We start from the raw sequence: 12,432 nt of genomic DNA, 5'->3' as shown, positions 1-12,432 counted from the left end.
TGGTATACAATCGATTGCCTTTGCCAACTAAAAACGATTGCTTAGTAACTGTTGCACTATTCGCTTATAAGTTTGCCCAATAGGTAGTTCTTTTAACCCTATTTTTATTCGATTTCCTTCTATAATCGAAATGTTTGGAATAGCAACAATAAAAGACTTGTGTATCCTCATAAATTGCGAAGCAGGCAGTGTTTTTTCGTAGGATGTCAATGTTGCATTGGTTGTAATCACTTGGTTGGTTAGCTGAACCTTGGTATAATTTCCATAAGCTTCTAGGTATAATATTTTATCTAGTTCTATCTGATAATGCTTCTTATCTCCTTTCAGAAAAATACGCTGTGGATTGCTTTTGTTGGTGGTCTGTTGTTGTCTTGTATTGGGATGATTTCCTAGCGCTGCAACCTTATTAATTGCCTTGACAAAACGCTCAAAGCTAAACGGTTTTAAGAGATAGTCTAACACATTGAGTTCATACCCTTCTAGCGCAAATTCTTTATAGGCAGTAGTTACAACAATAAGAGGCTTGTAATCTAAGGTTTTCAAAAATTCGAATCCAGTTAACTTAGGCATATTTATATCCAAAAAAATTAACTCAATTTGTCCTTTATTCAACAGCTGCATGGCTTCAAAAGCATTATAGCAGTTCCCTATCTTATTTAAATGAGGCAATTGCACAGCATACCCTTCAATGATACGATGTGCAATTGGCTCATCATCTACAATTAAATAATTAATCATTTATAATTCGATTTCTAATCTCGCAATATAACAAGTATCCTTAGACTCTGTTGATAATTTATGTTGCTGGGGATAAATTAACTTCAAGCGTTTCTTCAAATTAGTCAAGCCTATTCCTTCCTTATTTAATGCTTGGTTTGGGTCAAGACTATTTTCTATATAAAATTCAATTTTATCTTGCTCTACCATCAAACGAATATTGATATAAGCGTTTTCTGCCAATACTTCGACACCATGCTTAAAAGCATTCTCGACTAAAATAATAAAGAGCAAAGGAGCTATTTCGCAAGGTGCTTCAATATGGGATTCAAAACTAATGTTTACTGCTCTATGGTAACGAATTTTGTGCAACTCTATATAGTTCTCAAGATAAGCAATTTCATCTTCTATTGGTACACGTTCTTTTTCTCCATCATAAATGGTGTAACGCATCATATCTGACAAGCCCAAAATTACATTGGGAGCCTTTTCTGACTTTTCAACGGTCAAACCATATAAGTTGTTGAGGGTATTAAAAAAGAAATGTGGGTTAACTTGACTTTTTAATAACGCCAACTCTGCCTTAGATTTTTCAGATTGTAGCAATCGCAACCATTTCCACTGCTCATAAAACCACAAGCCAATAAACCCTGGTATGGGCATAATCAAAGAAAGTATAGCCCCTTCTTTTTCTGCTCCATAAAACATTCCACGGCTTCCTGCCGAAAATCGAACATAAGTAAAATAACATAAAGCACTTATATAAACTCCTAAAATGAGCCATAAGTACTTTTTAACAAAAGCAGGAGATAAAAGGTACAGCCCTCCTAACCAAAAAAACACCAATAAAAAAATAGTAATTGGGTTATCCGCCATATCCATATAACTATCCATAATCACAGCGCCCAATAAGAGTAAGAATAAGCCTATAATTTTATAAATGGTTGATCGATTCTTTTTGAGATAATCGAACTTATAAATGGGCAAGGAAAAGATCCCCCACCATAATGTAAAGAAAAATAAATTTTCGCCAATAGCTGTCGAATCTATAAGGATAATTCCTGCATAGGAAAGTAAAAATATTAATGATGCGGTAATTCCTAATCCTAAAAAAAATGCTTTATACTTAATATATAAGGTACTCATTGTTTATTTCTTATGTTTTTCAATAATTGAATGCTACTACTGCTATTCAGTAATAGTTGTTTAAGATCACCTTGCAAAGCGTATTTCTATTCTCTCTAATACAAAAATAAAGCACAGGCTCTTATACTCCAAACTAATCTGTTCAACGCCTTCCTTATCGTGACAAACCCTATTTTTTTGCAGTTCAATCGTATTGATGTTATTTTTTCACTATAACTTTTTGGCGTTTATTTTTCGCATTTATAACTTTTTTGTTAACTTAGAATAAAACTCGAACAATACACCAAAAATATTTACACATGGGACTTTTTAATTGGTTTAAGAAACAAAACACGGAAGACCTGCTCGAACTCCCCACGAATCAGAAAAATTCTTTCGTATCCAAGGCCAACATTACCCAAGAGAAAGAGCGTAGTTTTTCGCCACAAGAAATAGAAACCATAGAGCATAAAGTGATAACATTACTGAATGCTAAAGGTGAAAAAGCAGCCATTAACCATGCTTGCCAACTCTTAAAAACGGGAGCTTATCTTCAAGCTGTTTATGCTTTTCAAAAAATAATGGATTTACTCCCTGCTCAAAAGGGGCTTTGTGAAAACCAAATTGGAGCAGCCTACTTTTTCCTTCATCAATACCAAGATGCCTTTAACCATTACCTATTATCTTTGGAATACAATTTTGATACTAAGATGCTGGATTACAACCTATGGGAAGCGGCTGAAGCCTATTTTAAAATAACAGGAGACCACTCCTTAGTTAAAATTTATCTTAATCGTTTTCCCAACGGTGATTTTCAACAAGCTGCTCAAGAATTATCGTAAATAGACTATGCTTAAGAAAAAGAAACAAAAAATTGCTTTTAAAAACATTTTGTTGTATTTTAGATTTTAATCACTCTAATATATCTATTTTTCAGCCCAAGTTATCTTGTTATGAGTCTTGATATTACAGTAATTGTTGCCAATAAAAACCATTTTAATAATTTTGAATATTTTGCCCATGCGCTAGGTTTAGCAGTGGAATTATCAGGTGAAGTTCCTTTTCAAAAAGTCAACAACTCTTGGAAAGATGGTTTTGTTGATGTGGTTTTTAGCCCACAGGGTACTTTAGTCTGTGTTCCTTCTGGTGAATATAATATTGCAGCAGCATCAAAGGCTAGTCAGGTAGCTTTATTAGCACTCTCTCAAAATTCTACGATTTTTAACCTTGAATGTGCTGAAAATGGGTCTATCAAACGAATCTATACCGATTTTAATGGGGTTATCCGCCGCAACGTTAAACGCCCCCTTCAATGGGAAAATGAAGCCCAAGATTATACCCAAATTTTGCAAGATTGTGTGAGAACATTCACTGGAAAAGCATTGCATGAATACCACAATCAAACGGCTATTCGTTATGGTATTATAAAATAGAAGCACCTTAACTAACCACTTACAAATCAACACATTTTAACTTTTACCCCTCCTCCAATCATACGCTAAAAAATCCCGATCGTACTCCCAATCAACCACTGTGTACATCTCCTGTTTTTATTTTTGCATTCATGAGGTTGGCAACCTAATTTTGGTATTAACAAACTAACAATTGACCGTTAGATTTCTTTACCAACTTAGAAGTTGCCACATAAAAACAAAAACAATGAGACAAATATCCTATTTATTCGTACTACTCTTAATTTTCTGCTTGCAAGACAGCTATGGGCAAGTTCCTCAATTGGAATGGGGGCAGCATCATGGGACCAACATTGATGATCATGGGCATGATATTCATTATGACAAAAGAGGTTACATTTATACAACGGGAAGGCGCAATGATCAAATTTTCATACGAAAAAGCCGACACGACGGGACAACGGTTTGGAGCAGAATAATAGGCAATGGAATCCGTGAAGCACAGGGCAGAGGCATTACAACAGATCAGTTAGGCAATATTTATGTAACAGGCGACTTTAACCGTCATATCGATTTTGGTAATCAACATACGTTGACCGCTCCTGGAAGCACATGGGATCACGATGCTTTTATTCTCAAACTAGATTCTATGGGGACAACTATTTGGGCAAAAGCCATAACAGGCAATGACGACCAACATGGCTATACCATAACTTCTGATCAGTCCAATAACATCTATGTAACTGGTCATTACCAAGATACCACTGATTTTGATCCAGATACAACCTCTTATATCCACGCTCCTTATTCTTATTTGGGAAGTTATTTTTTGGCGAAATACGATTCTGATGGGAATTTTAAATGGATGCATGGGATGCCTGAACATAGTGGGGAATTTGGACATCCAGTAGCAACGGATCTTCAAAACAATGTATACACGGTCAGTACCTATCAAGTTGGTGGTAACGATGACATCCGCATTCGAAAACGGGACAGTGCAGGTACACTGCTTTGGACCAAGTCCATTGGAGGTTCCGAAGATGATGAAGCGCATTCTATCACCGTAGATGATGCAGGAAAGCTACTCATAACAGGTGCCTTTCAAAACGATGTTGACTTTGACCCTAGTTACTCAGGAACTCATATACAATCTTCTTATAGTAGATATATAGGTTTAAATCTAGTTTTTTGGCCCAGCATTTTTGTCCTAAAACTAGATGCCAATGGTAATTTTATATGGGTTTACTCAGATGAAAGAGAAAATTCCAAAGGTTATGCTATTGCAACGGATAGAAATAACAATGTTTATGCAGGGGGCAGATCAGGGTATAATGCATTATTGATTAAACTCAATTCTAATGGTCTAGAGCATTGGCGACGAACAACCTATACCTCTACTGCTATTTATAGTGACTATGCCTATAAGTCAGGAGTAGCAACCGATAGCCTTGATGGTGTTTATACCATTGGCAATTTTAAAGGAGCCTGTGACATCGATCCAGAGGCAAGCCACCATGTCCTAAATTCTGCTTCATCTACAGATTTTGACTTTTATATTTGTAAATGGTCTCCAATCCCCTGTAGTCCTGCTAGTTCTTCTATTGATGTACCTCTTTGTAACGGTAGTTATACCTCCCCTAGCGGAAAATATACGTGGCAATCATCAGGAGTTTATCAAGATACCGTTTGGAATGCCTTACTCTGTGATAGCATCATCACGATTAATTTATATGATCCATTAAGCCTTCCCTATCAAGAAGATTTTGAAGGAAGCTATCTTCCCCCCTATACTTCTATCTATAATTATGATGATAGTATAACCTGGGATTCGATACAAGTAATAGGCGCTAATGGAACTGCAACACAAGCACTTTATGTCAATTGTTATGATTATGGCGCAAACAATCAACGCGATTATTTCTATTTGCCTACATTAGATTTTACAACCACTCAACGAGCAGAACTTACCTTTGATCTTTCCTACCGTCCCTATAGTTCCGTTTATTATGATGAATTAGGGGTCGAAATATCAACCGATTGTGGCAATACCTACCAGAGAGTTTACACCAAAGACAACTTAACATTAGGAGTCGGTAATCAATATCATACCACTGCTTGGGCTCCTAGCAGTTCGAATGATTGGCGCAATGATGCAATCAATTTAAATGCCTATGTTGGTCATTCTGTTCAAATTAGATTTGTCGTAAAAAATGGCTATGGAAACAATCTCTATATCGACAACATAAATATTGACACCACCTGTTACCCTAGCGGTTCTAACCTTAGTGTTAATGCTTGTAATAATTATATAGCTCCTGATGGGCAGGTTTATACGACTTCAGGACAATACACCGCTATTATTCCCAATTCGATTGGTTGTGACAGTACCATTGCTATCAATTTAACAATAGGTGATAGTAGTAGCAGTACGATCCATGAATTGGCTTGTGATAGCTATACGGCTCCTGATGGGCAAGTTTATACAACTTCAGGACAATATACCGCTATTGTCCCCAATTCGGCAGGTTGTGACAGTACGGTTACGATCAACCTAACCATTCAAACAACAGCTAGTATGAATACAACGGTCAGTCAAAATGGCTTGACCCTAACCGCCAATGCCTCAGGAATGACCTATCAATGGTTAGACTGTAACAATGGGAATACTCCTATTGTGGGAGCAACTGCACAAAACTTTACGCCTACCCTTAGTGGTTCTTATGCCGTTCAAATTAGTAATGGAACCTGTACTTCAACTTCTACTTGTACAACGGTAAGCTTAGTAGCTACGGAAAATCTAAAGCATGGAGCAGAAATATTGGTTTATCCCAATCCTACCAATGGAATTATCTACATCCATAAAGAACAGGAACAAGAAAGTACGATTCAAGTATTGGATCACTTGGGTCGAGTTCTAATTGAACAAAAAGCAACAGCAACGCTTCATGAAATCAATATGGAGGGCTTCCCTACAGGGCTTTACACGGTTTCTATTTCAAGTGGTCAACAGCTTTTATTTTATAAAATTGTAAAAAATTAAGTACATCGTGTAATCAAGAGCCCTTAATCGGTCTCTACTTAATTCAATAGGTAAGTCATTATATTCCTATTTTTCTTTCGATAATTTGAAGCCCTAAAAAAAGAGAAGGGCTTCGAATTATCGATTTTTTATTGGTAAAAAGTGCTGCTGGTAAACAAGTTCGCAAATCCTAATCTCAAATAGATTTTTTTTTGTAATTTGTATAAATACTCCAATTATCTTATTGAAGTTGTTTAAAAATGGAATTTTGTTGATAATGAGTAGTAATTTTTAGGTAAACAAGGCAAAAATTTTCTTCATAGCAGCGCTATGGAGCAAATTTTTAACGCAGAATAGCTAGAAATTAGCTTTCATTAGCGATGTAAGGCTATTCTTAAACAACTTCATTATTAACCACAAAGTAGCAATATAACTACCACTTAGTAGCAACGCAGTTAATCAGCGGAGTATTACTTGTAATAAACAAATTCAAACCATTATGCTTGTTAGTACCTTTAATGAATGATCAAAATGGACAAATATGACCAACATCTTAATTTTTTGATACAAGTGATTCCTCATCAGAATGAGGCAAACTGTCGAGAAATTTTCCTAAACCGATCTAAACGAGATCTGTGCAAAGCACTATTTTATGCCTTACAACCAAGCATTGAACAAGAGGAACTTCAGGAGCGTTTTCTTCAAACTCAAACGAATCAAACCGCTCTACAAATTGACTTATTGAATAAAATGTTACATTGGTACTGCCCCAATGCTTCCTTTAGCAAAATTGTGGGACAGGCCTCTAGAGGGCTTCCCATTCAACTAGATACGGCTATTCTCGCTCGATTAAAAAAATTTCGCCGAATCCCTAGAAAGGAAACACTACAAAAATGGTTTCATTTAGTTTATGCTAGTAATGATGCTGTTATTTTGCATTTTTTGCAACGCTTAAAATCTTTTAGACATGCCTTAGAACCCTCCTGGGCAAGCATTGATAACTATGCCAATTCTAAGAACGTAGAGATTGCCAAAGCAGCATTAGTATTATTGGTTAACATGCCTACAGGAACCCAAAAATCAATTACAACACTTGCGAAGCACCTTAAAGATCCCAAGATGCGTTTCTATGCCTTATCTGCCTTGCAACAAACCAAAGGATTAGCTCCTACGCTCTTAATTCGTTTGCTAAATCCTGTCCTTACAGAGTATCGATCTTTGATGAATACCAAAGGGCGTGTTAATGATTTGTGGCAGGAGTATCGATTGATTCAGAGTATCGCCCAAAATAACGGAGTCCGTTTGTCGATTCCTGATATAGGTTTGGAGCGTTTTTAGATACACCAGTCGATTTTATAAAAGAGCTAGGAACTCTGAACCTTATTGCAGCGGTTTATAGTAATACCTAGTGCTCTCATTTTTTGGAATGATCGTATCATTTACCAATGAGCCACTATTTTTCTTTTAATTAAAACTACTACTTATTATGTTTTGGACAGCAATTGCAGTCATCGTTGTTGGAGGCTATTATTTTGATCTTCAAAAACAAAAATTGAAGCAAGAAAAACGAGGGGGAGCAAACTCTAAAGAGGTGAAACGGCAAATTGGTCAGTTAATGGCTGAAAACGAAGCAATGAAAGAACGTTTACGCAACCTTGAATACATCATTGCAGAGAAAAAAGATTATATTGACCTAGATTATGAAAAAGAGCAAATGCGCTTGGATAATAATACCAATAAATTTGAATATTAATCCTTTTAAGTTCTAAAAGAGTTATTGCTTGCTGCTCCTTTTTGATTGCATTACAATTCATCATCTATCAAACCTACATATTATGGGCGAATTTTTCTTATTTATGGTAACAGTAATAGGTGTTCCTATGACTTTTTATTATTTAAGTTCCTACTTTAAAATCAAACTCAACCACCTAAAACAACAGCATAATTTACAAGAGCCAGGTCAAGCCTCTAAAGATACCAAACAACAAATTCGATATCTAATGGCTGAGAATGAAGAAATGAAGGAAGAATTGCGCAATATCAAATACCTCCTAAGTCAAAATTCCCGTCAAAAAATTGATCTAGATTATGAAAGAGAGCAAATGAAATTAGATTATGATGCCAAGGGCTCTTTATCGCTTTAATTAATTCATTCTTATAAATTTAATGCTAACTATACTATGGGTCCTTTTATTGCAATTATTGCCATTATAGCCGTTTTTTCAGTTCCTTTGTCTGCAATTATTGGTTCGTATTACCTCAAATTACAGCGATTAAAAATGAGCCATAGAGAAGACGATGGAACAATTAGTGACTTACGCAAAGAAGTGGGGCATTTAATGGCCGAAAATGATGAAATTAAAGAACGGCTCAAAAATTTAGAGTATATACTTAGCGATGAAACGCGCCGCATTAATTTGGAATATGAACAAGAGCAGATCAAATTAGATAGAAACAATAAATTCAACTCATAATGGATGATTTAGCCGAATTATTAATCGTTGTAGCCGCATTAACTACAGTAGGTTTATTCCTATTTTTTGTTTTTCAAATTCTAAATCTCAAAGTAAGAAAACTAAAACGAGAGTTTGACAAAGAGGATGATTTTGATCAAATTGATAATTTGAAAAAGGATATTGGTTATTTGATGGCCGAAAATGAAGACATGAAAGAGGAGTTGCGCAATATCAAATACCTTTTGAGCCAAGGTAAAGAATTCATCGACTCCAAAGAGTACGAAAAGGAACAAATCCGCATTGATCGAGAAAACAAATATAATTCATAACTATGTTTCCAGAAATTGCCCTGTTTATTTGCATTTCCACGGTTTTAATCACCCTTATCTTAACCCGCTTTTATCTAAAACTTAAGGAACTAAACTACAAACATAGTTCAGGAGGAGCAGATGGTGCGGAATTGAAACAACAATTGGGGAGTCTTATGGCAGAAAATGAAGAAATTCGAGAAGAATTGGATAATATTAAGTATCTTTTGAGTCAAGATAGACAATACATCAATCTCAAAGACTACGAAAAAGAACAAGTTCGTATCGATAAAGAAAATAAAGATTCACTTTAACTAATTACACTATGCCTGCATTAGCTGGACTTTTAGCATTATGCCTACTCCTTATTATTGGCTATACGTACTCAGCTTCTAACAAAGCGTTTAAAGATAAAATGGAACAAGATAAACAACATCAAGCTATCTTGGATCAACTTGCTGCTGCTCAAAAAAAAATTGAGGCGATGGAAAAACGACTAGGGAATGTTGAAATGATTGTAACCGATGCTCAGTTTGTTGACCCACCCACTAGCGGGCGAGAAGCCATTGATTTAAAAGCAGAAATTACTGCCCTAAAATCTCTTATCCAAAATTTAAAGTGAAAGCAACTCAGCGAATTACAATTCTGTTCTTATTCGTAGCTTTTGCAATAGGTGGTGGAATCTTAGCCAGTTGTTTAAGCTTATGGCTATTGAACTACGAAGAATTTACCACTTGGGTGCTAGAAGCTGTTCACAAACAAGCATGGCGTCCATACTTTGAACAAACTGTATTTCCTCCCAATCGCTTTCAATGGGCTCGTTATATTGCACTTCTTTTTCTTATCTTTTGGGGGCTTGCCTTATATTATATCTATCCTAGGTTAACAGATTTTAGTCGCTTTTTATTAGAATTTACCAACCGATCCAAGGTCTTTCTGAAAAGACAGTACCAACAATTTAATCCATTAGAGAAGCGTCTTTTTTGCCTTCTTATGTTTTTGTTTGCCCTTAGAGGTATTGTTCAACTGTATCGCTATGAGTTGCAATATGATGAAGCATGGACGTACAACCATTTTGTTTCCAATGGTTTTTTAATAGCGGCTATTAGCCCCAACAACAATCATATTCTATATAGTTTATTGGCTTGCATTTCTGACTATCTCCCTTTGGAGGCCAAGTACAGTTTGCGGCTTCCTGTTTATTTGGGAGGCATAGCTACTAGTGGGCTTTTTTATCTTTTGGTTCGTAATTTTTGGGGCTGGCGTTGGGCATTGGTTGGATTAACATGGTTTGTTTTTTCACCAGGAGTTTGCTTCTATTCTCTCTATGCACGAGCGTATATATTCCAACTCTTTTTTGCCTTATTAGCCTTATGGGCTGGTCTAAAAATTTGTAACAGAGCCAATCCATCCAATTACTTATGGGCTGTTTGGGGCTTAGCTCAGATACTAGGTTTTTATGCGGTTCCTACCTATGCCTATATTTGGCTGCTCCTTAATTTTGTTCTTTTAATCCACCTATTAATAAGAAAAAAAACGTTTTGGAAAGCGTGGATATTAACCAATCTAATCGTTCTAGGAATTGTTGCACTGCTTTACTTTCCTTTTATTATCACCAATGGTTTTCAAACCTTAGTCAATATTGCTTCTCATAAAGCCCCCCAAGGAGAGATTTTTATTCATTACCAAGACAAAGTAGCCGATTGGTTGCTCTTAGGAGCAGGTCGATTAACCCCTGTTTATTGGTTTTTAGTAAGTATAACCTTAGGGTTAATTGCTGTTCGATTAAAGAACCAACAACCGCAAGCCAATCCATTGATAGAAATTACTTGCTTATTTCTGCTCTTTCCTTCTATTCTTAACCTTACTTTAGGCACCCAACCTCCCTATCGAGTTTGGTGTTTTTTAAGTATCTTTATTGGAATTGCCCTGCCATGTTTAGCCACCCAATGGTTTCCCAAACCCCAAAACACCTTCGCAATACTACTGGTAGCGCTTAGCATTGGAAGTTTTAATATTTGGAGAACAGAAGTCCATTATGCCATTCGCTGGAGCGCAGATTTGGATCGTAATGCAAAAGAAATAGCCCAATTAATGTTAGCAAAAAATATTCAAACCTGTTATTTATTTTCTAACTATGACAAACCGCTGTTAGAATGCTACTATTTGCGTGCTCAACAACGTCTACAAACCTACATGGCAGCCAAGGATAGTAAGCATTATGCTCCTTTTGTTCATGCTCCCTTGTACCAATCTGTTTTGTGGGATAAAGAAGATCGAGTTTCAACCCTTGAAGAAAAACAGTGGCTTGATCGTCATTATCCTGTTATAATTTATAGCGATCAACGAGTGGAATTGCGCCAAGCCCTCAAATGACCTCTAGGGAAATAACACCTCAATTTCATCTATAGCTCCTATTGTTTTTTGGTTGGATTTGAGGTAAAATAAAAAAGTTTCTAAAGAGCTTTTTTGAGGGATATATCCAAAAACTTCTTTTAGTTTTCGATTGTCCAATACTGGGCGATATTGAATAAATAAAATTTGATCGGGACCATATTGTGTCCATCCTAATTTATTGCCAATCCAAAGCCCCATTTTTAAGACTCCAGCAGGAATCGACAAATAACGTTTGCCCAATATTTTTGCCAAGTCGGGATTCGTTATGGCTCCATCTCCTGTCAAATTATAAATTCCTACCTGTTCAGAAAATACTGCTTGATGCATACAAGCAGCCACATCTTCATCCCAAACAAAAACATAGGGGCTTTGATGCCCTTTGATGCCTAAGACTTGTTTTTTATCAAACAAATTGGTAATCAAATTGCGAGTTGTTGCGCCCAAAATTGTACTTACTCTAAAAATAACTTGTTCCAACTGTGGCTGCTCAATTCTATATTGGGCTAACATTTCCTCCACCAAACGCTTATGTGCTGAATAAGCAAATAGATCGTTTCCACGAACCTGATCCGTTTCCCTTAACCAATCAGGATTGTCTGCATAATAGCCATAAGCCGCACCACTAGAACTAATCACAATTCGTTTTGCCTCTACTTTTAAACAAGCTTCTATTATATTTTTTGTTCCCAGCACATCTACTTCATACTGAAAATCCCTTGAACTAGACTGTGAGTCAATAATTGCTGCTAGATGTATTACGGTCGTAATTTGATGATTGGACAATTGTTTCCATAGGCTTTGATCCCTAATATCAGCTTGTAAATAGATAACCCCTGTTAACTGTTGATCCAAAGGCTGTTCTTTCACATCCATAGCCACCAAAGTAGTGATTCTTCCAGTCTCTAGATCTTGATATAAACGTTTCAAAACAATCTGTCCTAAGTAACCCAAAGCCCCTGTAATAAGTACCCCTTCCATATTTTTTTTCATGATAAATT

Annotated in this window: 14 protein-coding genes; 11 read left to right on the top strand and 3 right to left on the bottom strand. The window is 36.1% G+C overall.

The window, feature by feature from the left end; translation table 11 throughout:
- Positions 1–27: 27 nt before the first annotated feature.
- Both AsAng_RS27635 and AsAng_RS27630 read right to left on the bottom strand, forming a co-directional pair.
- A complete protein-coding gene (locus AsAng_RS27635) occupies positions 28–738 on the bottom strand; it encodes a LytR/AlgR family response regulator transcription factor (RefSeq protein WP_264790385.1) in 711 nt (236 codons plus the stop codon).
- Positions 739–1,863 carry a sensor histidine kinase gene (locus AsAng_RS27630; protein ID WP_264790384.1) on the bottom strand — a complete coding sequence of 375 codons (1,125 nt, stop codon included), beginning with the start codon at positions 1,861–1,863 and terminating at the stop codon, positions 739–741. It abuts the gene before it with no gap.
- A 299-nt stretch (positions 1,864–2,162) separates the two neighbouring features.
- Between AsAng_RS27630 and AsAng_RS27625 the strand changes: the two genes are divergently transcribed.
- The 11 genes from AsAng_RS27625 to AsAng_RS27575 all read left to right on the top strand — a co-directional run bounded on the left by AsAng_RS27625 (position 2,163) and on the right by AsAng_RS27575 (position 11,413).
- Positions 2,163–2,684 carry a tetratricopeptide repeat protein gene (locus tag AsAng_RS27625; protein WP_264790383.1) on the top strand — a complete coding sequence of 174 codons (522 nt, stop codon included), beginning with the start codon at positions 2,163–2,165 and terminating at the stop codon, positions 2,682–2,684.
- Positions 2,685–2,795: 111 nt separating this feature from the next.
- Complete coding sequence (locus AsAng_RS27620; protein ID WP_264790382.1) at positions 2,796–3,275, top strand: hypothetical protein; 480 nt, start codon at positions 2,796–2,798, stop codon at positions 3,273–3,275.
- Positions 3,276–3,501: 226 nt separating this feature from the next.
- Positions 3,502–6,294, top strand: coding sequence for an SBBP repeat-containing protein (locus tag AsAng_RS27615; RefSeq protein ID WP_264790381.1), 2,793 nt, complete (start codon positions 3,502–3,504; stop codon positions 6,292–6,294).
- Between the two features lie 510 nt (positions 6,295–6,804).
- Positions 6,805–7,611: a hypothetical protein gene (locus AsAng_RS27610; protein WP_264790380.1), complete on the top strand. Its 807-nt coding sequence runs from the start codon at positions 6,805–6,807 to the stop codon at positions 7,609–7,611.
- A 148-nt stretch (positions 7,612–7,759) separates the two neighbouring features.
- The gene (locus AsAng_RS27605) at positions 7,760–8,026 is read left to right on the top strand and encodes a hypothetical protein (RefSeq protein ID WP_264790379.1); all 267 of its coding nucleotides are present in this window, start codon (positions 7,760–7,762) and stop codon (positions 8,024–8,026) included.
- An 82-nt stretch (positions 8,027–8,108) separates the two neighbouring features.
- Positions 8,109–8,417 carry a hypothetical protein gene (locus AsAng_RS27600; protein WP_264790378.1) on the top strand — a complete coding sequence of 103 codons (309 nt, stop codon included), beginning with the start codon at positions 8,109–8,111 and terminating at the stop codon, positions 8,415–8,417.
- A 36-nt stretch (positions 8,418–8,453) separates the two neighbouring features.
- On the top strand, positions 8,454–8,747 hold the full coding sequence (locus AsAng_RS27595; protein WP_264790377.1) for a hypothetical protein: 294 nt from the start codon (positions 8,454–8,456) through the stop codon (positions 8,745–8,747).
- Positions 8,747–9,058: a hypothetical protein gene (locus AsAng_RS27590; protein WP_264790376.1), complete on the top strand. Its 312-nt coding sequence runs from the start codon at positions 8,747–8,749 to the stop codon at positions 9,056–9,058. Before AsAng_RS27595 ends, AsAng_RS27590 begins: the two co-directional genes overlap by 1 nt.
- A gap of 2 nt (positions 9,059–9,060) precedes the next feature.
- Positions 9,061–9,351 (top strand): hypothetical protein, encoded by a 291-nt coding sequence (locus AsAng_RS27585; RefSeq protein ID WP_264790375.1) that lies wholly within the window; start codon positions 9,061–9,063, stop codon positions 9,349–9,351.
- An 11-nt stretch (positions 9,352–9,362) separates the two neighbouring features.
- Positions 9,363–9,659 (top strand): hypothetical protein, encoded by a 297-nt coding sequence (locus AsAng_RS27580; protein WP_264790374.1) that lies wholly within the window; start codon positions 9,363–9,365, stop codon positions 9,657–9,659.
- Entirely contained in the window at positions 9,656–11,413 is a 1,758-nt protein-coding gene (locus AsAng_RS27575) for a hypothetical protein (protein ID WP_264790373.1), read from the top strand. The genes AsAng_RS27580 and AsAng_RS27575 overlap by 4 nt, the downstream gene beginning before the upstream one ends.
- A gap of 3 nt (positions 11,414–11,416) precedes the next feature.
- Here AsAng_RS27575 and AsAng_RS27570 read toward each other — a convergent pair whose 3' ends face one another.
- Complete coding sequence (locus AsAng_RS27570; RefSeq protein ID WP_264790372.1) at positions 11,417–12,424, bottom strand: NAD-dependent epimerase/dehydratase family protein; 1,008 nt, start codon at positions 12,422–12,424, stop codon at positions 11,417–11,419.
- Positions 12,425–12,432 lie beyond the last annotated feature (8 nt).

It is taken from the genome of Aureispira anguillae (assembly GCF_026000115.1).
GTDB classification, from domain to species: Bacteria; Bacteroidota; Bacteroidia; order Chitinophagales; family Saprospiraceae; genus Aureispira; species Aureispira anguillae.
Note: the sequence above shows the minus strand (reverse complement) of the source record. Positions and strands in the feature narration are given on the sequence as shown.

Excerpts from the sequence above, each read along its gene's own strand:
- AsAng_RS27635 (WP_264790385.1), bottom strand. The coding sequence starts at position 738 with ATGATTAATTATTTAATTGTAGATGATGAGCCAATTGCACATCGTATC.
- AsAng_RS27630 (WP_264790384.1), bottom strand. The coding sequence starts at position 1,863 with ATGAGTACCTTATATATTAAGTATAAAGCATTTTTTTTAGGATTAGGA.
- AsAng_RS27625 (WP_264790383.1), top strand. The coding sequence starts at position 2,163 with ATGGGACTTTTTAATTGGTTTAAGAAACAAAACACGGAAGACCTGCTC.
- AsAng_RS27620 (WP_264790382.1), top strand. The coding sequence starts at position 2,796 with ATGAGTCTTGATATTACAGTAATTGTTGCCAATAAAAACCATTTTAAT.
- AsAng_RS27615 (WP_264790381.1), top strand. The coding sequence starts at position 3,502 with ATGAGACAAATATCCTATTTATTCGTACTACTCTTAATTTTCTGCTTG.
- AsAng_RS27610 (WP_264790380.1), top strand. The coding sequence starts at position 6,805 with ATGGACAAATATGACCAACATCTTAATTTTTTGATACAAGTGATTCCT.
- AsAng_RS27605 (WP_264790379.1), top strand. The coding sequence starts at position 7,760 with ATGTTTTGGACAGCAATTGCAGTCATCGTTGTTGGAGGCTATTATTTT.
- AsAng_RS27600 (WP_264790378.1), top strand. The coding sequence starts at position 8,109 with ATGGGCGAATTTTTCTTATTTATGGTAACAGTAATAGGTGTTCCTATG.
- AsAng_RS27595 (WP_264790377.1), top strand. The coding sequence starts at position 8,454 with ATGGGTCCTTTTATTGCAATTATTGCCATTATAGCCGTTTTTTCAGTT.
- AsAng_RS27590 (WP_264790376.1), top strand. The coding sequence starts at position 8,747 with ATGGATGATTTAGCCGAATTATTAATCGTTGTAGCCGCATTAACTACA.
- AsAng_RS27585 (WP_264790375.1), top strand. The coding sequence starts at position 9,061 with ATGTTTCCAGAAATTGCCCTGTTTATTTGCATTTCCACGGTTTTAATC.
- AsAng_RS27580 (WP_264790374.1), top strand. The coding sequence starts at position 9,363 with ATGCCTGCATTAGCTGGACTTTTAGCATTATGCCTACTCCTTATTATT.
- AsAng_RS27570 (WP_264790372.1), bottom strand. The coding sequence starts at position 12,424 with ATGAAAAAAAATATGGAAGGGGTACTTATTACAGGGGCTTTGGGTTAC.